This window comes from Sphingomonas swuensis, assembly GCF_039538045.1.
In the GTDB taxonomy this organism is placed as follows: Bacteria; Pseudomonadota; Alphaproteobacteria; order Sphingomonadales; family Sphingomonadaceae; genus Sphingomicrobium; species Sphingomicrobium swuense.
Genome location: NZ_BAABBQ010000001.1, coordinates 2,350,485 through 2,375,266, shown reverse-complemented (window position 1 = coordinate 2,375,266; position 24,782 = coordinate 2,350,485). Strand labels below are relative to the sequence as shown.

Below are 24,782 nucleotides of genomic sequence, written 5' to 3'. Positions count from 1 at the left end.
CGGCCCTCAGCTCAGATAGCTGGCCGTCGTCTTCGCCTTCACTTCGTCCGCACTCACCCCCGGCGCGGTTTCGAGCAGCCGGAAGGGACTGGAATGATCCGGGCGCTGGAAGACGGCAAGATCGGTGATGATCATGTCGACCACATTCTTGCCGGTCAGCGGCAGGGTGCAGGAGGGGATGAACTTGGGATCGCCGTTCTTGCTGGTGTGCTCCATCACGACGATGATCTTCTTGACGCCCGCGACGAGGTCCATCGCCCCGCCCATGCCCTTGATCATCTTGCCCGGAATCATCCAGTTGGCGATGTCGCCGTCCTGGCTGACCTCCATCGCGCCCAGGACGGTCAGGTCGATGTGCCCGCCGCGGATCATCGCGAAGCTGTCGGCCGAGCTGAAATAGCTCGACGAGGGAAGCTCGGAGATGGTCTGCTTGCCGGCGTTGATGAGATCGGCGTCGACCTCGTCGTCATAGGGGAAGGGGCCGATGCCGAGCATCCCGTTCTCGGACTGGAGGGTGACCTCGAGCCCCTGCGGAATGTGATTGGCGACGAGGGTCGGAATGCCGATGCCGAGGTTCACGTAGAAGCCGTCGCGCAGTTCTTTCGCGGCGCGGGCGGCCATGTCGTCACGGGACCAGGGCATTAACGACGCTCCATGTACGGGGGGAGGGGCAGCTGCGGGTTGGCGGCCTGCCACAGGATGGAATGGACCAGCCAGCGGCCATCGGGCTGGCGAGCGAGCTGGAAGCTGTTGATTCCGCGGACGTTGACGCTGCCATCGCTGCTGGTGCCCGCATAGGACGACCAGACCTGCGCGACGTTGCCGAAGACCTGGACCTGACTTGTCAGCTCGCGCTCGGAGAAGCCGACCCTGGTCAGCGAGTCGCCGTTCTTCGCGATATAATCGTCAAGCGATCCGCCCTGCAGCCCGCGCCCACCGACCGCGTAGAGCCGCGCGTCGGGAGTGAACAGGCTCTTCATCCGGGCGAAGTCGCGCTTCTGACCGGCCGGACCGGAGATGACGGCGTAGACGCCGGCGACCGCCTCGCGGATTGCCATGTCTTCGCGGCGGGCGCGATCGTCGGCAGGCGTTCCCTGTGTCGCGACAATCACCGGCCTGGGCGGACTGACGCCCTGCGGGAGTTGCGCGGCGAGCGCGGCGGCGAGGATCAGGGTCATGCGGCCTCCCGCTGGCGGACGGTGCGGAATTCGATCTTCTTGTCGTAGGGTGCGCCGAGGATCAGGCGCTTCACGTAGATGCCGGGAAGGTGGATGGCGTCGGGGTCGAGCGATCCGACGGGCACGATCTCCTCCACTTCGGCGACGCAGATCTTGCCGCTGGTGGCGGCGGGCTGGTTGAAGTTGCGGGCGGTCTTGCGGAAGACGAGGTTGCCGGCCTCGTCGGCCTTCCAGCCCTTGATGATCGCGAGGTCGGCGCGGATTCCGCGCTCGAGGATATACTCCTCGCCGTCGAAGCTCTTCACTTCCTTGCCCTCGGCGACCTTCGTCCCGACTCCGGTCTTGGTGTAGAAGCCCGGGATCCCCGCGCCGCCGGCGCGCATCCGCTCGGCGAGCGTGCCCTGCGGGCAGAATTCGACTTCGAGCTCGCCGGCGAGATACTGGCGCTCGAACTCCTTGTTCTCGCCGACGTAGGACGAGATCATCTTGGCGATCTGGCGGGTGCGCAGCAGCTTGCCGAGGCCTTCATTGTCGATGCCGGCATTGTTGGAGGCGACGGTGAGGTCCTTGACCCCGCTGGCGACGATCGCGTCGATCAGTCGCTCGGGAATGCCGCACAGGCCGAAGCCGCCGGCGGCGATGGTCATGCCGTCGTGGAGCAGTCCGTCGAGCGCCGCCGCGGCATCGGGATAGATCTTCTTGGCCATCGTCACTCCACCGTTTCACGCTCACGACTAGGCAAAGTTGAATCATCTTTCAACTTCACTCGGGACGTCGTGGCGGTCTTGATGCGGGCGGGCGGGCGCGGGAGCAAGAAGGAAGTGGACGGGTGGGCGGCCGCCTCAGCCGAACGCCCACTGCCACATCGTGCGGCCCGGGAGAAAGGTGAAGAAGCCGGCGATCAGCATCGAGCCGGTGTAGAAGGTGAGGAGGTGACGGCGATGGGCGGCGATGTCGTGGCGGCGGGCGGCGATGATCGCGCGCGGGATGGCGACGAGGCTCAGCAGCGTGAGCAGGTGGATGGCGCTGAAGTCGCCGTGATTGAGGTTGCGGATGAAGATGGTCGACACGGAGGTCACCAGCATCAGCGCGAGCCACAGGCTGCCGAGGGTCCGATGGCGGCGGTCGCCCTTGCGGGCGAGCAGGACATAGGCGCCGAGCGGGATCGCCGGAATGACGGTGACGAGATGGAGGGCGAGCGCGGTGCTTCGCACCCAGGGGGTGGCGGGGGCGACCCCCGACAGCCAGCGTATCACGCCGTAGAGGACGACCGTGGTCAGTAGCGTGGCGCCAAGCGCGATGGCGAAGCGCACCGCGGCCCGTTCGTCGAGCGGGCGCCGGGACGACGGCAGGGGGAGGGTGGCACTGGTCATCGGTTCGGCTCCTGGCACGGGTCGCCACGGAGGTTCGGGTCCGGTCGTCTTGCCAGCAAGTGCGCATACGCTAGTCGTGCAGGCTAGTTCGTCGGCGGTGGCAAGGGACGGTTCGCGAAGCGTGAACGGGCAGGGGCAGGCACGGCAGTGGTTCCGGAGGGGTCTGATCAGCCTTGCGCTGGTCCTGCTCGCTGCGGTCGTCCTCGCTGCACTCGGACCCTTCGGGAGCTTCGCCGAGGGCGGGTTCGGGGCGCGGCTCGGCTACTGGCTGCCGGCGGTGCTGGTCGGCTTTGCCGTGTTCCGGCCGATCGTCTGGCTGGGCGAGTGGGCGGCACGCACGCTCGAACTGCCGCGGATGGCGGCGATCGGCGGGGCCGTGCTGGTCGGGGCCGTTCCGGCGACGCTCGCGATCGGCTGGCTCGGCGGCGGCCTGCGCGACGGGCTTCCCCCGCTCGATGCGCTTGCGCCGCTCTATTTCAATGTCGCGCTGGTCGGAGCTCTGATCACCCTTCTGTTCGTCAGCCTCGAGCGGAAGGTCGAGACCGATCGGCCACCCGACGGCACGGCCAGCCAACCGCCGTCACCGCCGTCACCCTTTCTCGATCGCCTCCCGGCCGACTGGGGCGGGGAGCTGCACGCGCTAGAGATGGAGGATCATTATGTCCGCGCTCACGGGCCGGACGGCCGGAGCCTGCTGATCCTGATGCGGATGGCCGACGCCGAGCGCGAGCTGGCAGGGACCGACGGTCTTCGGGTGCATCGCAGCTGGTGGGTGGCGCGAAGAGCGGTCGAAGGCCGCGAACGCGACGGCCGCCGACTGGTGCTGCGGCTTAAGGGCGGGCTCGAAGCGCCGGTGGCGCGCGACCGGGCCGGCGCCCTCAGGGACGCCGGCTGGATCTGAGGTCAGGCGAACTGGGTGATGGCGAGGCCTTCATGCTCGATCGCGCGGACGAAGGACGGGCGCTCGACCACCCGGCCGACGAGCGCGGTCCAGCGCGGGTAGAGCGACAGGTCGAACTTGGCCGCGCGGGCCCAGCGGTAGAAGACCGCGGCATAGCTGTCGGCGGCGGTGAAGCTGTCGCCGACGAGCCAGCCCTCGCCGCACAGATCGTCCAGCTCGACGAAGTGGCTGGTGAGGGCGGCGTGCGCGCCTTCCTTGATCCCGGCGTGGAGCGTCTCGTCGGCGGTGAAGCGGGCGGGGCGGAACAGCGCGGCGAAGGCGGTGGCGTGGACGGTGCCGCTCAGCCAGCTGAGGAGCTGCATCGCCTTGGCGGTGCGGTAGGCGTCGCCGCGCGGGATGGTGCCCTCGGCCCCGAAGCGGTCGGCGAGATAGCCGAGGATGGCGAGATTCTCGGTGATGGTGCCCTCGTCGGTCACCAGCGCCGGGACCCGGCCGTGCGGATTGATCGCGAGATAGTCGGGGCTGCGCTGCTGGCCGCTGGCGAAGTCGAGCCGCTCCGCCTCATGCTCGGCGCCCGCCTCGTGCAGGGCGATGTGGGTGACGAGGCTGCAGGCGCCGGGGGAATAATAGAGTTTCAGCATGGGGTCTCCTGTTCTCCTCAGGAAAGCAGGAGCCCCGTGCGTTTGTTCCTGTTCGGCAGGAAGAAGATACTGGCTCCCGGTCTTGACCGGGGCCGGCATCGCTCAGCGAAGCTTGGCGAGAACGCCCTGGAGCTGCATCGCGTTCGACATGTCGCCTTCGACCTTGAGCTTGCCGGTCATGAAGGCGGTCATTCCGTCGAGCTGGCCCGAGGCCATCGACTGCCAGTCGTCCCAGTTGACCTTGATGGTGGTGTCGGCGGGGCTGTCGGCGTCCTCGGTGACCTGGCTGGCCTGCCCGTCGAGCAGGATCGCGCCCTGGTCGCCGAAGTGAAGGCGGACCTTCTTGCCCGGGACGAACGCGCCGGCGTCCTGCATCTTGGTGACGAGTTCCTGCTTGGTCATGACGGCAATCCTCCTGACAAATTTGTAGGTAAGGCGGTAACGGGCATGGCCGGGCGGGGCAAGGCTGCCCTCAGTCCATGTGCTTGAGGCCGATCCTCAGATAGTCCCAGCCGGTGACCCCGGTGAGGATCGCGGCCGCCCACAGGCTGACGAGGCCGGTCGCATGGACCCACCAGACCTGCGGGGTCGCGCCGGCGAGGATCAGCGCGCCGAGCGCCACCAGCTGGAAGGTGGTCTTCCACTTGGCGAGCTTGCTGACCGGCATCGAGACATGGAGCGGGGCGAGGAATTCGCGAAGGCCCGAGACGATGATCTCGCGCAGCAGGATGACCAGCGCGGGCACGATGTGGAATCCATGGATGATCGGCTCGGCGCCGACCTGGCGGCTCGAGACCAGCATCATGATGACCGCGGCGACCATGATCTTGTCGGCGATCGGATCGAGGAACTGGCCGAGCCGGCTGATCCGCCCCTGCGCGCGGGCGAGGTAGCCGTCGAAATAATCGGTGATGCCGACGATGCAGTAGAGGACGAAGGTGACGAGATAGTCGACCGGCGTCGGGGTCCACAGCAGGAAGACCAGGATCGGCACCGCGAAGATGCGCGACAGGGTGAGGAGATTGGGCAGCGACAGCATGGACCCGGGCATCCTTAGCGATGAAACCCGCCAAGCCAAAGCGGTCGAGGTTGGAGTTCGTGGTCGCCACCGCTAAGCCGCTTTGACGATCGCTCCATCCGGGACCCGTAAGGCATTGATCCAGAACGTCACGCACCTGCTCGGAACGAAGCGTTTCCTGCCGATTTTCGTCACCCAGTTCCTGGGGGCCTTCAACGACAATCTGTTCCGGACCGCGATGATCCTGCTGGTCATCTACGGCATCTATCGCTCGGAAGAGCAGGAGGCGATGTTCTCCGCCGTCGCGGGCGGGCTGTTCATCCTGCCCTTCTTCCTGCTCTCGGCACTGGCGGGGCAGCTGGCCGACGCGACCGACAAGGCGCGGATCGTGCGCTGGGTGAAGACCGCCGAGATCGGGATCATGCTGTTCGGCGCAGCGGGGCTGTTGCTGCTGAACGTGCCGCTGATGCTGGTCGCGCTGGCGGCGATGGGCATCCACTCGACCTTCTTCGGGCCGATCAAATACGCCATCCTTCCGCAGCACCTGCGGAGCGACGAGGTGCTCGGCGGCACCGGCCTGGTCGAGGCCGGTACCTATATCGCGATCCTCGGCGGCACGATTCTCGGCGGGCTGCTGGTCGTGCAGGACGCGGGCGGGCGCTACCATGCCGAATATGCCGCCGTCGGCGTGCTGGTGGTGGCGGTGCTTGGCAAGATCGCGGGCCAGTTCGTGCCCGCCGCGCCGCCCTCGACCGAGGACAGCGGGACGATCAACGATCCCGACCTGCCGCGGCCGGGCATGGACTGGCATATCGTCCGGGCTTCGCTCGGCCTCGTCAGGGCGACCATGCACGTGCCGCGCCTGTTCGTCGCGATCATGGCGATCAGCTTCTTCTGGGCGATGGGCGCGGTGCTCGCGGCGCAGTTCCCGCCGCTGGTCAAGAACGTGCTCGGCGGCGACCAGAGCGTCGCGACCCTGTTCCTGGCGATCTTCTCGGTCGGGGTCGCATCGGGATCGCTGGTCATCAACCGCCTGCTCGGCGGCGAGGTGTCGGCGCGCTTCGCCCCGATCAGCGCGCTGCTGATGGGCGTCTCGGTGTTCGCCCTCTACCTGCTGAGCGCGGCCTGGTCGCCCTTCCCCGAGCTGGTCGGGACCCGGCAGTTCCTCGCCGAGCCGACCGGCTGGCCGGTGGTCGCGAGCCTGTTCTTCGTCGCGCTGTTCGGGGGCATGTTCGTGGTCCCGCTCTACGCCTTCCTGACGACCACCGTGCCCAAGTCGGAGACGGCGCGGACGGTCGCGGCCAACAACATCGTCAATGCCGGGGCGATGGTCGGCGCGACGGTGCTGCAATATCTGCTTCTGAAGGTCGGCGTGTCGGTCGAGCAGACGCTGCTGCTGGTGGTCGCCGGGACGCTCGTCTCAGCCTTTCTCGGCAAGAAGCTCCATCGCGCCTGCCTTGCGGCGGGTCACCCCTAGGCGAGGTAGAGGCTGACCGCGGCGAAGCCGGCGGCATAGGTGCCGAGGAACAGCCGGGCGTCGTCGCTCAATCCCGACGGCAGTCGATCTAGCTTCTCGGCGAGGCCGAGGAGCCAGCGCCGGCCGGTGCCGAAGCGCATCGGATGGGGTCCGCCGAGGCGGACCGAGTAGGGCAGGACGACGGCTGTCGAACGAGGCATGGCAAAACCTTAACGCGATTTTTACCATGCGCAAACGGGAGGCGCGGACAGGCGGTTGCCGACTGTCCTGAAGTGGGATGGCGGGAACGGAAGCTGCGCCCGGCGAGTGTGGAGCGCCGTTGCGTCAGCCGATCTGGCGGGCGTCCGAGACCAGTTCGAGGCTTCGCCGGGCGAGCAGTTCGCCGGTCGCCTCGGCGCTGAGCGGCTTGCCGAGGAACCAGCCCTGGCCCGTGGTGGCGCCGAGCGCGACGACCCGCTGGAGCGTCTCGGCATCCTCGAGGCCCTCGGCGGTGACGGGCACGTTGAGCGCCTGGGCGAGGGTGGTCACCGCGCGGACGATCGCCGCGCTCTCGCGGTCGACCGCGATCGAGGCGACGAAGCTGCGGTCGATCTTGATGAAGTCGAGCGGCAGCGAGCGCAGGTGCGAGAGCGACGAGAAGCCGGTGCCGAAGTCGTCGAGGGCGAGCCGGACGCCCTGATTGCGGAGGCTGAGCACCAGGCTGCGGGCAAGGTCTAGGTCGCTGAACAGCGAGCTTTCGGTGACCTCGACCACCAGCCGCTCGGCCGGGAAGGCATGCTCCGTCAGGAGGCGGACAAGGCGGTGGGCAAGCCAGGGATCCGACAGCTGCGCGGGCGAGATGTTGACCGACAGGCTGAGCGCGGCGTCCCACTCGCGCGCGGCCTCGAGGCCCTGGGCGATGACGGACTCGGACAGCGCGCCTATGACGCCGATTTCCTCGGCGACGGGGATGAACAGCTCGGGGCTGAGGATCCCGCGATTGGGATGGTGCCAGCGGGCGAGCAACTCGAAGCCCGTGATGGCGCCGGTCGCAAGGTCGATCTGGGGTTCGAACACGGGTACGAACTGTCCGTGCTCGATGCCGACCCTGATCGCCTGCTCGAGCTCGCCGCGCTCGATCAACGCCCGCTCCATGCCATGGTCGAACCAGGTCGGACGGGCGGCGCGCGCGCTTCGGGCATGGTCGAGCGCGATGTCGGCCCGGCGGAGGAGGTCGGAAGCGCGGCAGGCGGTCCCCGGGGTCGCGCTGGCGATCCCGGCGAAGGCGCCGACCTGGGCGAAGGTGCCGCCGATGTCGTAGGTGCGGCTGACGTCTCGGAGCAGGCACTCGGCCATGACCTCGGCCGAGGCAAGGTCCGCGGTGCGGACGCAGGCGGCGATCGCGAACTCGTCGCCCGACAGGCGGGCGATGATCCCCGCCGGCGGCACGCTCTCGCGCATCGCGCCGGCGATCTCGCGGAGCAATGCGTCGCCGAGGTCGTAACCGTGGCGATCGTTGATCCGCTTGAAGCGCTGCATCTGCAGGCTGACGATGACCAGGCAATGATCGGGATCGAGCGTGTCGCGGCAGAGGCGCTCGACCCCGTCGGCGAAGCCCTTGCGGTTGGCGAGACCGGTGACGCTGTCGCTTGCCGCGAGCAAAGCGGCGCGGCGCTCGCCGTCGGCCCGGCGGTCGGCTTCCTGGCGGAGGTCGGCATAGCGACGCCAGCCGAACAGGATCAGCGCGACATTGAGGACGAGCGCGGAGGCGGCGACCTGGACCGAGGTGTTGAAGCTGGCGGTGCGGTCGGCGGCGACCAGCTGGAGCAGCGAGCTGCCATTGAAGATGAAGGCACTGACGGCGCTCAGCAGGAAGACGATCATCAGCAGCTCCGCGCCTTCAATGGCGAGGCGCGGGCGTGCGGAACCGAGCTTAAGCAAACCGGGCATGGGAAAGGGCTTACAGTCCAGCCCCTTAACAATTTGCTCCAATACGGTTGTTTAGCGCGACGGAAATTCACGAGTTGGTGCGGACGGCGGGACTTGAACCCGCACTTCGTTCCCGAAAGCCGATTTTAAGTCGGCAGCGTCTACCATTCCGCCACGTCCGCATCCGGGCGGACGACTTGCCTCGCGCGCGTCGCCCCGGTCAAGCGCCGCACCACGCCGCAGTCGGTCAGCGAGAAAATAACGCCTCCGTCATGGACCCGCGCCGCGAGTCTCGCGTTCGTTCAGCCGCAAGACAGGAGAGAACAGCATGGTTCGCAAGGTAATGACCCTGGCCCTGATCGCCGGCTCGCTCGGCATCGCGGCTTGTAACACGGTTCGGGGTGCGGCGGCTGACGTGAACAGCGTCGCCAACACCGTCGACAAGAACACCTGATCCGAGGCATGGGTCGTTTCGGTTGTTTAACGGAGTAGACCCATGCGCAAGTTTTTGACCCTGACCCTGATCGGCGGTTCGCTGGCCCTTGCGGCCTGCAACACCGTTCGGGGCGCGGCTCAGGATCTCAACTCGGCTGCGAACTGCACCGAGAACACGATCAACGGCCAGAACTGCCGCTAAGGCATCCACGGCTGACATGAGAAACCCCGCCGGCGACGAGCCAGCGGGGTTTTTCTTTGTCTGCCTTTGGTCCGGCCGAGGCCGGCAGGCTCCCCTCCCGCACACGGCGGAAGGGGAGGCTGGCGCTTAGTCCTGCAGATAGTCGCCGGCGTCGGCATCGCTGCCGGTGCCGCTGGTGACCACCTCGCCCAGCGGGTCGGACGGCGACGCCGAGGCATCGCGGTTCGACTGGGCATTCTCGGCGGCACGCAGTTCCTCGGCGCTGTTCGGAGCGACCAGCGCGTCAGCGAGCTTGCGCTGCGCGGCCCGGAGCGAGGCATCACGGCTCGACGCCGCAACCCGCATCCGGTTCATGCCCGCGCCGGTACCCGCCGGGATGAGGCGGCCGACGATGACATTCTCCTTGAGGCCGTTGAGCGTATCGATCTTGCCCTGCACCGAGGCCTCGGTGAGCACCCGGGTGGTCTCCTGGAAGGAGGCCGCCGAGATGAACGACCGGGTCTGGAGCGACGCCTTGGTGATCCCGAGGAGGATCGGCTTGCCAACCGCCGGACGCTCGCCCTTGCCGAGCTTGGAGTTGATCTCGTCCATCTCCTCGCGATCGACCTGCTCACCCTTGAGGAGGGTGGTGTCGCCGTCGTCGGTGATCTCGACCTTCTGCAGCATCTGGCGAACGATCACCTCGATGTGCTTGTCGTTGATCTTCACGCCCTGGAGTCGATAGACTTCCTGGATCTCGGTGACGAGATATTCGGCCAGAGCGACGACGCCGAGCACCTCGAGGATGTCGTGCGGATCGGGCGAACCACCGACGAGGTTGTCGCCGCGCTTGACGTAGTCGCCTTCCTGGACATCGATCACCTTCGACTTGGAGACCAGATACTCGACCGGCTCGCCGCCGTCCTCGGGGACGATCGCGATCTTCCGCTTGGCCTTGTAGTCCTTGAGGAACTGAACGCGGCCCGAGACCTTGGCGATGATCGCATTCTCCTTGGGAGTGCGCGCCTCGAACAGCTCGGCCACCCGCGGCAGACCACCAGTGATGTCGCGGGTCTTGGCGGCTTCACGCGGCATGCGGGCGAGCACTTCGCCGGCTTCCACGGTGGCACCGTCCTCGACCGCCACGATGGCACCCGCGGCGAGACGATAGACGCCCGCTTCCTGGGCACCGTCCCCGAGCAGGGTCAGGCGCGGACGCAGATCCTCCTTCTTCGACTTGGCCATGTCCTCGGTGACGACGCGCTGGCTGATGCCGGTCGCCTCGTCGGTCTGCTCGGACATGGTGCGGTTCTCGGTCAGGTCCTGGTACTTGATGGTACCGGCCTTCTCCGTGATCACCGGGCTGAAGCTCGGATCCCACTCGGCGATGCGTTCGCCCTTGGAGACGATGTGACCGCCCTCGCACAGCAGGTGGGCGCCGTACGGGATGCGGTGCGTCGAGAGCTCGCGCCCGTCCATGTCGAGGATCGCGATCTCGCCCGAACGCGACAGCGAGATGTGCCGGCCGCGCGGGTCGGTGATCGTCGGCATGTCGCGCAGCTCGATGGTGCCGTCGACCGGAGCCTCGAGGTTCGACTGCTCGTTGAGCTGGGCCGCGCCGCCGATGTGGAAGGTCCGCATCGTCAGCTGGGTGCCCGGCTCGCCGATCGACTGGGCGGCGATGACGCCGACCGCCTCGCCGATGTTCACCGGCGTACCACGGGCGAGGTCACGCCCGTAGCACTTGCCGCAGACACCCTGGCGGCTGGCGCAGACCAGCGGCGAGCGGATCTTGAGGCCCTGGAGGTTGGCGGCCTCGAGCTTGGCGACCATCGCCTCGTCGAGCAGAACGCCCTCGGAGATGATCGTCTCGCCGCTCTTCGGATCGACGACGTCTTCGGCCGTGGTGCGGCCAAGGACGCGGTCGCCGAGCGAGGCGATGACGCTGCCGCCCTGGACGATGGCGCGCATCTCGAGCGCCTGGTCGGTGCCGCAATCCTCCTCGATGATCACGGCGTCCTGCGACACGTCGACGAGACGGCGGGTCAGGTAGCCCGAGTTCGCCGTCTTGAGCGCGGTGTCGGCCAAGCCCTTGCGGGCGCCGTGGGTCGAGTTGAAGTATTCAAGGACGGTCAGGCCTTCCTTGAAGTTCGAGATGATCGGGGTCTCGATGATCTCGCCCGACGGCTTGGCCATGAGGCCGCGCATGCCGGCGAGCTGCTTGATCTGCGCCTGGCTACCACGGGCACCCGAGTGCGCCATCATGTAGATGGAGTTCACCGGACGCTCGCGGCCGTCCTCGCCCTTCGGCGTGGCGGAGATTTCCTTCATCATCTCCTGCGCAACGCGGTCGCCGCAACGCGACCAGGCGTCGATCACCTTGTTGTACTTTTCCTGCTGGGTGATCAGGCCGTCCTGATACTGCTGCTCATAGTCCTTCACGAGCGCGCGGGTTTCCTCGACGAGAGGATCCTTCGCCTGCGGGATGACCATGTCGTCCTTGCCGAACGAGATGCCGGCCTTGAACGCGTGGCGGAAGCCGAGGCCCATGATGGCGTCGGCGAACAGCACCGTGTCCTTCTGGCCGGTGTGACGGTAGACCTCGTCGATGACGTCGCCGATGTCCTTCTTGGTGAGAAGGCGGTTGACGGTCTCGAACGGCACCTTGTGGCTCTTCGGGAGGGTCTCGCCGAGCAGCATCCGGCCCGGGGTCGTCTCGAAGCGCTTCATGTAGGTCTTGCCGGCCTCGTCCGTCTGCGGGACGCGGCTGACGATCTTCGAGTGAAGCGTGACGACACCGGCGGCGAGGGCCTGGTGGACCTCGGTCATGTCGGCGAGCAGCGAACCCTGGCCCGGCTCCCCGTCCTTCTCCATCGAGAGATAGTAGAGACCAAGCACCATGTCCTGCGACGGCACGATGATCGGCTTGCCGTTGGCCGGCGAGAGGATGTTGTTGGTGCTCATCATCAGGACGCGCGCTTCCAGCTGGGCCTCGAGGCTCAGCGGGACGTGCACGGCCATCTGGTCGCCGTCGAAGTCGGCGTTGAACGCGGCGCAGACCAGCGGGTGGAGCTGGATCGCCTTGCCCTCGATCAGCACCGGCTCGAACGCCTGGATGCCGAGGCGGTGGAGGGTCGGCGCGCGGTTGAGGAGCACCGGATGCTCGCGGATGACCTCGTCAAGGATGTCCCAGACTTCCTTGCGCTCCTTCTCGACCCACTTCTTCGCCTGCTTGAGGGTCATCGAGAGACCCTTGGCGTCGAGGCGCGAGTAGATGAACGGCTTGAACAGCTCGAGCGCCATCTTCTTGGGAAGACCGCACTGGTGGAGCTTGAGCTCAGGACCGGTGACGATGACCGAGCGGCCCGAATAGTCGACGCGCTTGCCGAGCAGGTTCTGGCGGAAGCGGCCCTGCTTGCCCTTGAGCATGTCGGACAGCGACTTCAGCGGACGCTTGTTGGCACCGGTGATGGTGCGGCCGCGGCGGCCGTTGTCGAACAGCGCGTCGACGGCTTCCTGGAGCATGCGCTTTTCGTTGCGGACGATGATGTCCGGCGCGCGCAGCTCGATCAGCCGCTTCAGGCGGTTGTTGCGGTTGATGACGCGACGATAGAGATCGTTGAGATCCGAGGTCGCGAAGCGGCCGCCGTCGAGCGGCACGAGCGGGCGAAGCTCGGGCGGGATGACCGGAACGACGTCGAGGATCATCCACTCGGGACGGTTGCCCGACTCGAGGAAGCTCTCGACGACCTTCAGCCGCTTGATGATCTTCTTGGGCTTGAGCTCGCTCTTGGTGACCGCGAGCTCCTCGAGCAGCGCCTTGCGCTCACCCTCGAGGTCGAGCTCCATGAGCATGATCTTGACCGCTTCCGCGCCGATCCCGGCCGAGAAGGCGTCCTCGCCATACTCGTCCTGCGCCTCGAGGAGCTCGTCCTCGGTCAGCAGCTGGAACTTCTCGAGCGGGGTCAGGCCGGGCTCGACCACGACGTAGCTCTCGAAATAGAGGATCCGCTCGAGCTGCTTGAGCTGCATGTCGAGGAGCAGGCCGATGCGCGACGGCAGCGACTTGAGGAACCAGATGTGGGCGACCGGCGCGGCCAGCTCGATGTGGCCCATGCGCTCGCGGCGGACCTTCGAGACGGTGACTTCGACACCGCACTTCTCGCAGACGATGCCCTTGTACTTCATGCGCTTGTACTTGCCGCACAGGCACTCGTAGTCCTTGATCGGACCGAAGATGCGGGCGCAGAACAGGCCGTCACGCTCGGGCTTGAACGTGCGATAGTTGATCGTCTCGGGCTTCTTGATCTCGCCGAACGACCAGGAGCGGATCTTGTCGGGCGACGCGATGCCGATCTTGATCTGGTCGAAGGTCTCCGGCTTGGCCACCGGGTTCGCGAAGTTGGTCAGCTCGTTCATCAGTTTTCTCGTTCCTTTTCCCCTTCCGCGTGCGGGAGGGGCCAGGGGAGGGAATGTCGTTGGGGGCGGGCTACGGGCCTACCCCCGACCCCTCCCGCGCGAGCGGGAGGGGAGAAGGCAGGTTACTCCGCAGCCAGCGCCGGCGGCTCGTCCGCGTTGTCGACGCTGTCGAGTTCGACGTTGAGGCCGAGCGAGCGCATTTCCTTGACCAGCACGTTGAAGCTCTCCGGAATGCCGGCCTCGAACGTGTCGTCGCCCTTGACGATCGCCTCGTAGACCTTGGTCCGGCCGATGACGTCGTCCGACTTCACCGTCAGCATCTCCTGCAGCGTGTAGGCGGCGCCGTAGGCCTGGAGCGCCCAGACCTCCATCTCGCCGAAGCGCTGGCCGCCGAACTGCGCCTTACCGCCCAGCGGCTGCTGGGTGACGAGGCTGTACGGCCCGATCGAACGCGCGTGGATCTTGTCGTCCACGAGGTGGTGAAGCTTGAGCATGTAGATGATGCCCATGGTCACCTGACGGTCGAACGGCTCGCCGGTGCGCCCGTCGTACAGCGTCGACTGACCCGAGGTGTGAAGCCCGGCCTGAGTCAGCGCGTCCGACACGTCGGCTTCGCGGGCACCGTCGAACACCGGCGTTCCCATCGGCAGGCCGCCGACGAGGTTGCGGGCGAGGTCGAGCACGCTCTCGTCGCTGCGAACGTCGATGTCGCCGTGGTACTGCTCGCCGTAGAGGGACTTGAGCTGCTGGCGGATCGCCTGGCTGTCCTTGCCGGTGAAGTCAGAACCGCGGTGATGCATCTCCTCGAGCATGTCGCCGATCTGCTTGCCGAGGCCGCGGGCGGCCCAGCCAAGGTGGGTCTCGAAGATCTGCCCGACGTTCATGCGCGACGGCACGCCCAGCGGATTGAGGACGATGTCGGCGTGAGTCCCGTCCTCGAGGAACGGCATGTCCTCGATCGGCAGGATGCGGCTGATGACGCCCTTGTTGCCGTGACGGCCGGCCATCTTGTCGCCCGGCTGAAGCTTGCGCTTCACGGCAACGAAGACCTTGACCATCTTGAGCACGCCCGGAGCCAGCTCGTCGCCCGCTTCGACCTTCTGGATGCGGTCCTCGAGCTTGCGGCGGATGGCGGCCTCGGCCTCGTCATACTGGCCCTTGAGGGCCTCGATGTCGGCCTGGCGGCTGTCGTCCTTGACCGCGATCTTCCACCAGTCGTGCTTGTCCGCCGCCTCGAGCGTGTCGAGGTCGAGGGTCGAGCCCTTCTTGATGGTCTTGGGCGCCGCGGTGGCGACCTGGCCGATCAGCATCTCCTGCAGACGGGCGAAGGTCGCGCGGTTGAGGATCCGGCGCTCGGACTCGGCGTCAGCCTTCAGCCGGTCCTTGTCCTCGGCCTGAATGGCGCGGGTCCGGTCGTCGATGTCGATGCCGTGGCGATTGAAGACGCGAACGTCGACGATCGTCCCGGCGACTCCCGGCGGAAGACGCAGCGAGGTGTCGCGGACGTCCGAGGCCTTCTCGCCGAAGATGGCGCGGAGGAGCTTCTCCTCCGGGGTCATCGGGCTTTCGCCCTTCGGCGTGATCTTGCCGACCAGGATGTCGCCCGGCTCGACCTCGGCACCGATGTAGACGATGCCCGCCTCGTCGAGGTTGCGGAGCGCTTCCTCGCCGACGTTCGGGATGTCGCGGGTGATGTCCTCCGGCCCGAGCTTGGTGTCGCGGGCCATGACCTCGAACTCCTCGATGTGGATCGAGGTGAAGACGTCGTCCTTCACGATCCGCTCGGAGATCAGGATCGAGTCCTCATAGTTGTAGCCGTTCCACGGCATGAACGCGACGAGGACGTTGCGGCCGAGCGCCAGCTCGCCGAACTGAGTCGAGGGACCGTCGGCGATGATCTCGCCGGCCTCGACCGTGTCGCCGACCTTCACCAGCGGACGCTGGTTGATGCAGGTCGACTGGTTCGAGCGCTGGAACTTCATCAGCGTGTAGATGTCGACGCCGCTCTCGCCCGGACGAAGCTCGCCGGTGACGCGGATGACGATGCGGGTCGCGTCGACCTGGTCGACGACGCCCGGACGACGGGCACCGATGGCGGCGCCGGAGTCGCGTGCGACCGTCTCTTCCATGCCGGTGCCGACCAGCGGCGCGTCGGCCTGCAGGAGCGGAACCGCCTGGCGCTGCATGTTCGAGCCCATCAGCGCGCGGTTGGCGTCATCGTTCTCGAGGAACGGGATGAGCGAGGCCGCGACCGACACCAGCTGCTTGGGGCTGACGTCCATCAGGGTGATCTGGTCACGCGGGGCGATCAGGAAGTCGCCGTTGCGCCGCGACGAGATGATCTCCTCGACGAAGGTGCCGTCGGGGCCGATCTCGGCGTTGGCCTGCGCGATCGTGTGCTTGGCCTCTTCCATCGCCGACAGATAGACGACCTCGTCGGTGACGACGTGATCGACGACCTTGCGGTACGGAGTCTCGATGAAGCCGTACTTGTTGACGCGGCTGAACGAGGCGAGGCTGTTGATCAGACCGATGTTCGGGCCTTCCGGCGTCTCGATCGGGCAGATGCGGCCATAGTGGGTCGGGTGAACGTCGCGGACTTCGAAGCCCGCGCGCTCACGGGTGAGACCGCCCGGCCCGAGGGCCGAGACGCGCCGCTTGTGGGTCACTTCCGACAGCGGGTTGGTCTGGTCCATGAACTGCGAGAGCTGGCTGCTGCCGAAGAACTCGCGGACCGCGGCGACCGCCGGCTTGGCGTTGATCAGGTCGTTCGGCATGACCGTCGACACGTCGACCGAGCTCATGCGCTCCTTGACCGCGCGCTCCATGCGGAGGAGGCCGACGCGATACTGGTTCTCGAGCAGCTCGCCGACCGAACGCACGCGGCGGTTGGCGAGATTGTCGATGTCGTCGATCTCGCCCTTGCCGTCCTTGAGGTTCACCAACTCCTTGACGACCGCGAGGATGTCCTCGCGGCGAAGCGTGGTGACCGTGTCCTCGGCGTCGAGGCCGAGGCGCATGTTGAGCTTGACCCGGCCGACGGCCGAGAGGTCGTAGCGCTCGGAATCGAAGAACAAGCCGTAGAACAGCGCATCGGCGGTTTCGCGCGTCGGCGGCTCGCCGGGGCGCATGACGCGGTAGATGTCCGACAGCGCCTGGTCGCCGTCTTCCGACTTGTCGGCCTTGAGCGTGTTGCGGATCCACGGACCCGTGTTGACATAGTCGATGTCGAGCAGCTCGAGCCGGTCGACGCCGGCCTTGTCGAGCACCTCGAGATTCTCGGGGGTGATCTCGTCACCGGCCTCGACGTAGATCTGCCCGGTCGACTCGTTGATCAGGTCGTAGGCCGAGAAGCGACCGAAGATCGTCTCGGTCGGGATGATCAGGTTGCCGAGGCCTTCCTTGCCGGCCTGGTTGGCGCGGCGCGGCGTGATCTTCTCGCCGGCCTTGAACGCGACCTCGCCGGTGTCGGCGTTGACGATGTCGAACATCGGCTTCTGGCCGCGCCAGTTCTCGCTGACGTAGGGGATCTGCCAGCCGTTCGGCCCGCGCAGGTAGGTGACGCGGCCGTAGAACTCGTTGAGGATCTCTTCCGAGGTCAGGCCGAGCGCGTGGAGCAGCGCGGTGACCGGCAGCTTGCGCTTGCGGTCGATGCGGACGTTGACGATGTCCTTGGCGTCGAACTCGAAGTCGAGCCACGAGCCGCGGTACGGGATGACCCGCGCGGCGAAGAGATACTTGCCCGAAGCGTGGGTCTTGCCGCGGTCATGGTCGAACAGGACGCCCGGCGAACGGTGCATCTGGCTGACGATGACGCGCTCGGTTCCGTTGACGATGAAGGTGCCGTTCTGCGTCATGAGCGGCATGTCGCCCATGTAGACGTCCTGCTCCTTGATATCGATCACCGACTTGGCCTCGGTGTCGGGATCGATCTCGAAGGAAGTGAGGCGCAGGGTGACGCGCATCGGCGCGGCATAGGTCAGCCCGCGCTGGCGGCACTCGTCCGTGTCGAACTTGGGATCCTCGAGGACGTAATGGTCGAAGTCGAGGTGCGCGGTGCCCGCGAAATCCTGGATCGGGAAGACCGAGCGAAGAGTCTTCTCGAGACCCGAGACGTAGCCGGTCGCGGGATCGGAACGCAGGAACTGCTCGTAGCTCTCACGCTGAACCTCGATGAGGTTCGGCATCTCGCTGATCTCGTGGATGTTGCCGAAGATCTTGCGGATGCGGCGCTGCTTGGTGAAGCGGCCCGAGGAGGTGTTATGCGGAATGTCGATCGACTTCGTGGCCATGAAACGTCCCTGCGCTTGATCGGGACGGCGGACCGCCCCGCAAGGCCCCCGCACCGGCGAGGACCAAGGATCTGGGCTCCGGCTTTCGCCGGAGAAATGTGTGAGGCGCTGCGCCCGCACTCTCTCCCATTCGTTTGGCCCGCGCGCTGTTCGGGCCCTGTCCCGGAGAGGGCAGGAAAGGCCCCAGGCGCATGGATGGCCATGCGGCGGAGCCGGTATGTTTGTCGGATGAGGTCCGCATATAGCGTCGGAGGGGCTCAGCGCAAGGGGAAAGGCAACCAAGTCGGGGCGGGCGCATTGGTCCAGCCACGCCACCCGTCGACAGCCGAAAGCCCCGTCCATGCGCCTCCTTCTCGTCTCGCCCGCCTTCATCCTGCTTGCCGCCTGCGGCTCGGCAGCCAATGACCCGGACAAGAACATCCTGAACGCCACCGCGCAGATGGACCCCAGTGCGGCCAATGCGGTCGAGTCCGCCGTGCAGAACGGGGTCGACCCGCAGAACGCGCTGGCGATCGGCGGCGCGGCACAGGTCGGAGCGCCCGATGCACCGAGCGCAGCGGATGCCGGCCAGGCCGTCCCTCCGTCGGTGCAGGCTCGTCCGAACCTCGTCCAGAACCCCAACCGGAAGGACGGTACGGTCGCGCCCGACAAGGGCACCGGGACGACCAGCCAGCCGGGCCTGCTCAAGGGTGGGCAGGAGGGCGACGCCCAGCCTTCGGGCTGAGCCGTTCGGGGAGCGATTTAAAAGCGGCTTGACTTATCGCTTATCGATAAGGCACCTTACCGTTAGTCGGTAAGGAGTCGATTGGATGCTGAAGGTGTCGACCTGGGTGCTTCGGGCACTCGTCGTGCTCAATTTCCTTGTCGGGGTGCCGTTGCTCCTGCTGTTCGGCTATACCTTTGTGGCCGAAGCGAAATTCCTCGAGACGCTCGGCAAGCTGAATATCGGCATGGACCTGCCCCTGCTGCTCGCGAGCGCGCGCTGGCTGCTCGCCATAGCCGCGCCGGTCATGCTGTTCGCGCACCTTCTGTTTCGCCGGCTTCTCGCCATCCTCCGCACCGTCGAGGAGGGCGAGCCGTTCGTGGCAGCCAATGCCGAGCGGCTGCGGGTCGTGGCCTGGTGCCTGCTTGCCATTCAGCTGTGCGACATCGGCTTCGGAATCGCCGCCACTGCTTTCGACACGGCGGCTGGAGAGCGCACGTCGGGCTGGTCACCGGGCATCACCGGCTGGGTCGCGGTCCTGCTGGTGTTCGTGCTCGCCCGCGTGTTCCGCGAAGGCACGCGCCTGCGCACCGAAGCCGATCTGACCATCTGATGCCGATCCGCATCGATCTCGACGGGCTGCTTGCCGAGCGGCGGATGACGCAGGCCGAACTTGCCCAGCGCATCGGCATCACCGCGCCCAATCTCAACGTGCTCAAGACCGGCAAGGCGAAGGCGATCCGCTTCTCGACCCTGTCCGCGATCTGCCGCGAACTCGGCTGCCAGCCGGGCGACATCCTGCGCTGGGAAGCCGGTGCCGACGAAGGGGACGATCAATGAAGAGCCTGTGGCGTGACGTGCGCGACATCTACGGCAGTGCCTGGGCGTTCGCGCTCGCCTGCCCGCTGCTGTTCCTGGTGCCGGTGCTGTTCGAGTTCGCCCAGCATGTCATCGAGGTCCGCATCGGCCTCTACCAGTCCGCCGACATGGCGCGCGCGCTGGAGAATGACGGCGCCCGGATGATGGCGGGCTATTGGAAGACGCTTGCCATCTCGCTGCCGAGCTACTGGATGTACCGCTATGTGGCGAGCGGGCGCGACGCCGCCTTCGCCCGGCGTCCAGACGGGAGGGCGCTGCTGCTGTGGGCGGCGCTGTTCGTTCCGCTGGTCGCGCTGATGCAGTGGCTGGCGCTGTTCGGGCCGCCCCTCGGGTCCGTGATCGGCCTGAACGGCAGTGCGGAGAGCTGGGCGAAGGGGCTTCTGACGCTGTTCCAGACGGTGGTCGGAATCTATCTCACCGCCTGGCTGGTCGCCTGGTCGCTCGGCAATGCGGCGATCGGACCGCTGCGCTCCGTCGCCATCATGAACGGCAGCTTCTGGCGCACGGTCGCACTGATCATCGCCGGGGTCGTGCCGCTGATGGCGCTCCACTACGGCGGCCTGTTCGCGATCGGCCGGCCCGAGCCGCTGGTGTGGGCGATCATGGTGTTCGACGCCATCGTCGTCGGCTTCCTGTCGCTCACCATCTTCGGTGCCAATGCGATCGCCGCGATGCGGGCTGCGGAGCGCAAGGGTGTCAGCCTGATGCCCGTGGACGAGGAGCGCAGGGCAGCGGCGATGCCCGCCTGACACGGAAAAGGGCGACCCCTTGCGGAGCCGCCCTTCCCAATCACCGGCGCTTCAAGACACCGGCGAAACTGATGCAGAAGCTTACTTGAGCTCGACGGTGCCGCCGGCTTCCTCGATCTGCTTCTTGATCTTCTCGGCCTCGTCCTTGTTGACGCCTTCCTTGAGGGCCTTCGGAGCGCCTTCGACCAGGGCCTTGGCTTCGCCGAGGCCGAGACCGGTGATCACGCGGACCTCCTTGATGACGTTGATCTTCTTGCCACCGTCGCCGGTGAGGATCACGTCGAATTCGGTCTTCTCTTCAGCGGCCGGAGCGGCAGCGCCAGCGGCCGGGCCAGCGACGGCGACGGCAGCGGCGGCCGAAACGCCCCACTTCTCTTCGAGGGCCTTGGCGAGCTCGGCGGCCTCGAGGACGGTGAGCGCCGACAGCTGGTCGACGATGGAATTGATGTCAGCCATTTTCTACTCCTGTGCGGGGCCTCTGGCCCCAGATTGTCGTGCAATAAGAAAAACGAAGAACCTTAAGCCGCTTCGGCCGCCGCATAGGCGCCAAACACGCGAGCGAGCATTGCGCCCGGCTCGTTGATGGTCCGGGCAATCTTGCTCGCCGGCGCCTGGATGAGGCCGATGAGGGTGCCGCGGAGTTCATCGAGGCTCGGCAGCTCCGCCAGCGCCTTGACCCCGTTGAGGTCGAGGACGGTGTCACCCATCGCTCCACCAAGAACCTCGAACTTGTCGGTGGTCTTGGCGAAATCGACGGCGACCTTGGCGGCCGCCACCGGATCGATGGACGTGGCGAGGGCCGTCGGACCCTTGAGCAGCTCGCCGATCGGCTGATAGCGGGTGCCATCGAGCGCGATGAGGGCGAGACGGTTCTTCGCAACCTTGAACTGAGCTCCGGCGTCGCGCATCCGCAGGCGCAGATCGGTGGACTGGGCCACCGACAGACCGAGATTGCGGGTGACAACCACCACGCTGGTCTCGGTGAAGACCTGCTTCAGCTCGGCAACCAGATCCGCCTTTTCGTTGCGATCCATGCCAACTCCAAACAAATGGCCATCTGCCCCGAGGGGCGAACGACCGGCTTCATGACCCGGACGCGGGGGCGCCCGGGAGCTCATGTCCGTGGGGTTGGGAGGCGCGTGCGCGAACGAAGCGGCGCACGACAGAGCGGGGCAGGCCCGCCTGAAACTCTCTTCCCCGTCTAGGCTGGAAATTAAGGGCGCGAGGCCCACCAACTGTCTCGGACGGCGTTTCCGGCAAGCCGGGAACGAGGCGCCCAATAGCAGAAAGCGCCCGCCGATCAACCCGTGGCGCGATCCGCTCCTAGCCGAACAGCGCCAGCGCGTTCGCCATCATCACTTCGCCGTGGGTGGTGAGGATGCTCTCGGGGTGGAATTGCAGTCCGAGCTGGAGTGCTTGCGGATCGCTGAAGGCCATCGCCATTCCGTCCACCTGCGCGTGGACGGTGAAGCGCTCCGGAAGGTCGCGGGTGCACAGGCTGTGGTAGCGGCCGACGCGGACCGGGCTCGGCAGACCGGCGAATGGCCCCGCACCGTCATGGGCGAGCAGCATCGACTTGCCGTGCACCGGCTCGGGGGCTCGGGCGACCGTCCCGCCAGCCTGCTCGACGATGGCCTGGTGACCGAGGCAGATGCCGATCACGGGCACCCGGCCCTTGGCGAGGGCGATGAGTTCGAGGCAGCAGCCCGCCTCGGTCGGCGAACCCGGGCCGGGCGAGATCATGATCACCGCATTCATTCGCCGCGCTTCCTCAAGTGCCGCATCGGCAGCGATGCTGTTGCGCCGGACGGCGACCTCGGCACCCAGCCGCTGGAGGCTCTCGACCAGGTTGAAGGTGAAGCTGTCGAGATTGTCGATGAGGAGGACGGGCTTCATGCGCTGAGTACTCCGAGGAGGGCGGAGGCCTTGGCGCGGGTCTCCGCCGCTTCGGCTTCGGGCACGCTGTCGTGGACCACGCCGGCGCCCGAACGGACCGCGGCCACGCCGTCGCAAACGAGGGCGGAGCGGATCACCACCGCGGTGTCCATCCGCCCGTCGCCAGCGATCCAGCCGACCGCCCCGCCATAGGGACCGCGGCGGGTCGCCTCGTGCGCACGGAGCAGCTGCATCGCGCGGATCTTGGGGGCTCCGACCAAGGTCCCCACGTTGAGGCAGGCGGCCAGCGCGTCGAAGGCGTCATAGCCGGGGCGGAGGATCCCGGTGACCGAGGAGACGAGGTGCATGACCCGGGCGAAGCGCTCCACCGTCAGCAGCTTCGCCACCCGCCGGGTCCCGGGCAAGGAAACCCGGGCGACGTCGTTGCGGGCGAGGTCGACCAGCATCATGTGCTCGGCCAGTTCCTTGCCGTCGAGCCGCATCTCGGCCTCGAGACGGTCGTCCTCGTCGGGGCTTGCGCCGCGCGGGCGGGTGCCGGCGATCGGCTTGACCTCGACCACGCGACCCGTCGCTCCGCCGGGCGACAGGCGGACGCTCGTCTCGGGGCTTGCGCCGAGCAAAGTCCAGCCGTCCCCGGCGACGAAGAAGCGGTAGCTCGCCGGCTCCGCCGCCCGCAGCCGGGCATAGGCGTCGAGCGGGTCGGGGCAGGGGCCCCGGAAGGTGCGGCTGGGAACGATCTGGTAGACCTCGCCGGCGGCGATCTCCTGCTTGAGCCGGATGACGAGGGCGGCGAAGGCGTCATCGTCGAGGTCGGGGGTGAAGAGATCCTCCCTGCCGCCGGAGGCGGTGGGGAGGGGGACCGGTCGCGAAGCGACGAGTGGAGGGGCCCCTCCGTCAGCGCTTCGCGCAGGCACCTCCCCATCGCTACGCGACAGGGAGGAGCCGAGCTTGGCCAACCCCTCCTCAAGCCTTCGCGCCGCGTCGTGGGCGTGTCGCTCGTCGGCGCCGAAGGCGGTGCACAGCAGCCGAGCGGCGCCGCCCGGGGCGATGGTCAGCAGCGTGTCGGGGACCCAGAAGACGAACTCGGGAAAGTCGCTGGCGGGCGCGGGCGGCATCGCTTCGCCCCAGCCGGCAAGGTCGAAGCCCGCGACCCCAAGCAGCACCGCGCCGAACGGCTCGCCCGACGGCGCCGCTGCCGCCGAGAGGAGGGCGCGGAGCGCGTGCAGCGGCTGCGCACCGAGCAGCCGTTCGCTTGCGTCGTCGCTCTTCGGCAACGCGAAGGCGAGGGTCAGGCGGTCGGTCCGGCGCTCGACCAGCGCGGCCGAATCGAGCGCCTCGAGCAGCGTCTCGCCATTGGCGTTGAGCGCCTCGATCACCACCGTGCCGTCGCGCGCCTCGGCCCGGACGCAGGCGCGGGCCATGACCAGCACCTGCCCGTCGGGCGCCTCGAACAGCCCCGTCCCGGGCTCCCCGCAACCGAGCGCGCGATAGGCGGCAAGCGGGTCCTGGCCCGCCGGCAGCCGCCGACCAAGCACCCGCGCCTCGACCTTCACAGCGATCGCCCGACCGCCGCCGCAACCGGGCGAAGCGCCGCCATCAGCGCCTCGAACTGCGCCGGGTAGAGCGACTGGGCGCCATCCGACATGGCGACCGCGGGATCGCGGTGAACCTCGATCATCAGCCCGTCGGCGCCGGCCGCGGTAGCGGCGAGGCTCATCGGGGGCACGAGGTCGCGCGCGCCGGTGCCATGGCTCGGATCGACCACCACGGGCAGGTGGGTCTTGCCCTTGACGTAGGGGACCGCGTTGAGATCGAGCGTGTTGCGGGTCGCGGGCTCGAAGGTCCGGATCCCGCGCTCGCACAGGATAACCTGCGAGTTGCCGGCCGCCATCAGATATTCGGCGGCCAGCAGCCACTCCTGGATGGTGGCGCTGAGACCGCGCTTCAGAAGCACCGGGCGATCGGTCGCTCCGACTGCCCGGAGGAGCGCGAAATTCTGCATGTTGCGGGCACCGATCTGGAGGCAGTCGGCGCTGTCGGCGACCAGCGCGACGTCGGCGGTGTCCATCACCTCGGTGACGATTGGCAGGCCGAGGTCGTCGCCGACCTCACGCAGGATCCGCAAGCCCTCGGGCCCATGGCCCGAAAAGCCGTAGGGCGAGCTGCGCGGCTTGTAAGCGCCGGCGCGAAGCAGGGTCGCGCCCGCCGCCTTCACCGCCTGCGCGGTCTCGTGGAGCTGCTCGGGAGTCTCGACCGCGCAGGGGCCCGCGATCACCGCCAGCCGGTCGCCGCCGATGCTGACCCCGCCGACGTCGACAACGGTGTCGTGCGCCTGGAGCTCGCGGCTGACGAGCTTGTAGGGGGCGAGGATCGGCTTGACGCTCTCGACCGCGGGATCGCTGTCGAGGGCGAGCTCGGCCAGCACACGCTCGTCGCCGAGCGCGCCGAGAACCACGCGCTCGGCGCCGGGCATGTGCAGCGGCTTCAACCCCGCATCCTCGATCTTGCGCAGCAGGCGCTCGGCGGAGTCGGTGGGGGCTTCGGGCTTCAGTACGATGATCATGATGATTCCTGTCGGTGAGATGGGGCCGGCAGGGCTGTCACGCTGGACAAAGAAAAACCCGCCGGCCGAAAGGCGGCGGGTCGGAGTTGGAACGCCCGGGAGGAAAGCGTTCTAGGCCGGCACGCCGCTCGAGACCTGCCAGCGCCACCAGCGGCGAGCGAGCAAGGAG

Annotated in this window: 24 protein-coding genes and 1 tRNA gene; 8 read left to right on the top strand and 17 right to left on the bottom strand. The window is 67.3% G+C overall.

The genetic code is table 11. The features are described 5' to 3' along the window. Positions 1-6: 6 nt before the first annotated feature. From ABD727_RS11855 to ABD727_RS11840, 4 genes are all read right to left on the bottom strand, one after another. The gene (locus ABD727_RS11855; RefSeq protein WP_344707587.1) at positions 7-642 is read right to left on the bottom strand and encodes a 3-oxoacid CoA-transferase subunit B; all 636 of its coding nucleotides are present in this window, start codon (positions 640-642) and stop codon (positions 7-9) included. Then, positions 642-1,178: a Cif family virulence factor gene (locus ABD727_RS11850; RefSeq protein WP_344707586.1), complete on the bottom strand. Its 537-nt coding sequence runs from the start codon at positions 1,176-1,178 to the stop codon at positions 642-644. Before ABD727_RS11850 ends, ABD727_RS11855 begins: the two co-directional genes overlap by 1 nt. Further along, positions 1,175-1,885, bottom strand: coding sequence for a CoA transferase subunit A (locus ABD727_RS11845; protein WP_344707585.1), 711 nt, complete (start codon positions 1,883-1,885; stop codon positions 1,175-1,177). The genes ABD727_RS11850 and ABD727_RS11845 overlap by 4 nt, the downstream gene beginning before the upstream one ends. A 135-nt stretch (positions 1,886-2,020) precedes the next feature. After that, positions 2,021-2,551 carry a DUF2306 domain-containing protein gene (locus ABD727_RS11840; protein WP_344707584.1) on the bottom strand — a complete coding sequence of 177 codons (531 nt, stop codon included), beginning with the start codon at positions 2,549-2,551 and terminating at the stop codon, positions 2,021-2,023. Positions 2,552-2,627: 76 nt separating this feature from the next. On the opposite strand from ABD727_RS11840, the gene ABD727_RS11835 reads away from it, so the two are divergent. Beyond that, on the top strand, positions 2,628-3,452 hold the full coding sequence (locus ABD727_RS11835; protein ID WP_344707583.1) for a LytTR family DNA-binding domain-containing protein: 825 nt from the start codon (positions 2,628-2,630) through the stop codon (positions 3,450-3,452). A gap of 2 nt (positions 3,453-3,454) precedes the next feature. Here ABD727_RS11835 and ABD727_RS11830 read toward each other — a convergent pair whose 3' ends face one another. The 3 genes from ABD727_RS11830 to pgsA all read right to left on the bottom strand — a co-directional run bounded on the left by ABD727_RS11830 (position 3,455) and on the right by pgsA (position 5,132). Then, a complete protein-coding gene (locus ABD727_RS11830) occupies positions 3,455-4,093 on the bottom strand; it encodes a glutathione S-transferase family protein (RefSeq protein ID WP_344707582.1) in 639 nt (212 codons plus the stop codon). A gap of 102 nt (positions 4,094-4,195) precedes the next feature. Continuing rightward, a complete protein-coding gene (locus tag ABD727_RS11825; protein ID WP_344707581.1) occupies positions 4,196-4,495 on the bottom strand; it encodes an SCP2 sterol-binding domain-containing protein in 300 nt (99 codons plus the stop codon). Between the two features lie 70 nt (positions 4,496-4,565). Then, positions 4,566-5,132 (bottom strand): CDP-diacylglycerol--glycerol-3-phosphate 3-phosphatidyltransferase, encoded by a 567-nt coding sequence (gene pgsA, locus ABD727_RS11820; protein WP_344707580.1) that lies wholly within the window; start codon positions 5,130-5,132, stop codon positions 4,566-4,568. A 118-nt stretch (positions 5,133-5,250) separates the two neighbouring features. Here pgsA and ABD727_RS11815 point away from each other — a divergent pair, with 118 nt between their 5' ends. Then, positions 5,251-6,588 carry an MFS transporter gene (locus ABD727_RS11815; protein WP_344708078.1) on the top strand — a complete coding sequence of 446 codons (1,338 nt, stop codon included), beginning with the start codon at positions 5,251-5,253 and terminating at the stop codon, positions 6,586-6,588. Here the strand turns inward: ABD727_RS11815 and ABD727_RS11810 are convergent. The 3 genes from ABD727_RS11810 to ABD727_RS11800 form a co-directional block, all read right to left on the bottom strand. After that, the gene (locus ABD727_RS11810; RefSeq protein ID WP_344707579.1) at positions 6,585-6,788 is read right to left on the bottom strand and encodes a hypothetical protein; all 204 of its coding nucleotides are present in this window, start codon (positions 6,786-6,788) and stop codon (positions 6,585-6,587) included. The genes ABD727_RS11815 and ABD727_RS11810 overlap by 4 nt on opposite strands. 124 nt (positions 6,789-6,912) lie before the next feature. Beyond that, positions 6,913-8,517, bottom strand: a complete 1,605-nt coding sequence (locus ABD727_RS11805) for a putative bifunctional diguanylate cyclase/phosphodiesterase (RefSeq protein ID WP_344707578.1) — start codon at positions 8,515-8,517, stop codon at positions 6,913-6,915. Between the two features lie 75 nt (positions 8,518-8,592). Next, positions 8,593-8,678: transfer RNA gene (locus ABD727_RS11800), tRNA-Leu, on the bottom strand. A 146-nt stretch (positions 8,679-8,824) separates the two neighbouring features. On the opposite strand from ABD727_RS11800, the gene ABD727_RS11795 reads away from it, so the two are divergent. Next, complete coding sequence (locus ABD727_RS11795) at positions 8,825-8,950, top strand: hypothetical protein (RefSeq protein ID WP_344707577.1); 126 nt, start codon at positions 8,825-8,827, stop codon at positions 8,948-8,950. Between the two features lie 42 nt (positions 8,951-8,992). After that, positions 8,993-9,133 carry an entericidin EcnA/B family protein gene (locus ABD727_RS11790; protein ID WP_344707576.1) on the top strand — a complete coding sequence of 47 codons (141 nt, stop codon included), beginning with the start codon at positions 8,993-8,995 and terminating at the stop codon, positions 9,131-9,133. A 126-nt stretch (positions 9,134-9,259) separates the two neighbouring features. Here ABD727_RS11790 and rpoC read toward each other — a convergent pair whose 3' ends face one another. Together rpoC and rpoB are read right to left on the bottom strand one after the other, a co-directional pair. Continuing rightward, positions 9,260-13,531 carry a DNA-directed RNA polymerase subunit beta' gene (rpoC, locus tag ABD727_RS11785; RefSeq protein ID WP_344707575.1) on the bottom strand — a complete coding sequence of 1,424 codons (4,272 nt, stop codon included), beginning with the start codon at positions 13,529-13,531 and terminating at the stop codon, positions 9,260-9,262. A gap of 122 nt (positions 13,532-13,653) precedes the next feature. Continuing rightward, a complete protein-coding gene (gene rpoB / locus ABD727_RS11780) occupies positions 13,654-17,823 on the bottom strand; it encodes a DNA-directed RNA polymerase subunit beta (RefSeq protein WP_344707574.1) in 4,170 nt (1,389 codons plus the stop codon). Between the two features lie 340 nt (positions 17,824-18,163). Between rpoB and ABD727_RS11775 the strand changes: the two genes are divergently transcribed. From ABD727_RS11775 to ABD727_RS11760, 4 genes are all read left to right on the top strand, one after another. Then, on the top strand, positions 18,164-18,547 hold the full coding sequence (locus ABD727_RS11775) for a hypothetical protein (protein WP_344707573.1): 384 nt from the start codon (positions 18,164-18,166) through the stop codon (positions 18,545-18,547). 85 nt (positions 18,548-18,632) lie between these two features. Next, positions 18,633-19,139, top strand: coding sequence for a DUF2975 domain-containing protein (locus tag ABD727_RS11770; protein ID WP_344707572.1), 507 nt, complete (start codon positions 18,633-18,635; stop codon positions 19,137-19,139). Next, on the top strand, positions 19,139-19,366 hold the full coding sequence (locus ABD727_RS11765) for a helix-turn-helix domain-containing protein (protein WP_344707571.1): 228 nt from the start codon (positions 19,139-19,141) through the stop codon (positions 19,364-19,366). The genes ABD727_RS11770 and ABD727_RS11765 overlap by 1 nt, the downstream gene beginning before the upstream one ends. Continuing rightward, on the top strand, positions 19,363-20,154 hold the full coding sequence (locus tag ABD727_RS11760; RefSeq protein ID WP_344707569.1) for a hypothetical protein: 792 nt from the start codon (positions 19,363-19,365) through the stop codon (positions 20,152-20,154). Before ABD727_RS11765 ends, ABD727_RS11760 begins: the two co-directional genes overlap by 4 nt. Positions 20,155-20,235: 81 nt before the next feature. On the opposite strand, the gene rplL is transcribed toward ABD727_RS11760, so the two are convergent. From rplL to aroF, 5 genes are all read right to left on the bottom strand, one after another. Continuing rightward, on the bottom strand, positions 20,236-20,610 hold the full coding sequence (gene rplL / locus ABD727_RS11755; RefSeq protein WP_344707568.1) for a 50S ribosomal protein L7/L12: 375 nt from the start codon (positions 20,608-20,610) through the stop codon (positions 20,236-20,238). Positions 20,611-20,672: 62 nt separating this feature from the next. Further along, on the bottom strand, positions 20,673-21,188 hold the full coding sequence (gene rplJ, locus ABD727_RS11750) for a 50S ribosomal protein L10 (RefSeq protein WP_344707567.1): 516 nt from the start codon (positions 21,186-21,188) through the stop codon (positions 20,673-20,675). A gap of 289 nt (positions 21,189-21,477) precedes the next feature. Further along, a complete protein-coding gene (locus tag ABD727_RS11745) occupies positions 21,478-22,050 on the bottom strand; it encodes an anthranilate synthase component II (RefSeq protein ID WP_344707566.1) in 573 nt (190 codons plus the stop codon). Next, positions 22,047-23,603 (bottom strand): chorismate-binding protein, encoded by a 1,557-nt coding sequence (locus tag ABD727_RS11740; RefSeq protein WP_344707565.1) that lies wholly within the window; start codon positions 23,601-23,603, stop codon positions 22,047-22,049. The genes ABD727_RS11745 and ABD727_RS11740 overlap by 4 nt, the downstream gene beginning before the upstream one ends. Beyond that, positions 23,600-24,613, bottom strand: coding sequence for a 3-deoxy-7-phosphoheptulonate synthase (aroF, locus tag ABD727_RS11735; protein WP_344707564.1), 1,014 nt, complete (start codon positions 24,611-24,613; stop codon positions 23,600-23,602). The genes ABD727_RS11740 and aroF overlap by 4 nt, the downstream gene beginning before the upstream one ends. Positions 24,614-24,782 lie beyond the last annotated feature (169 nt).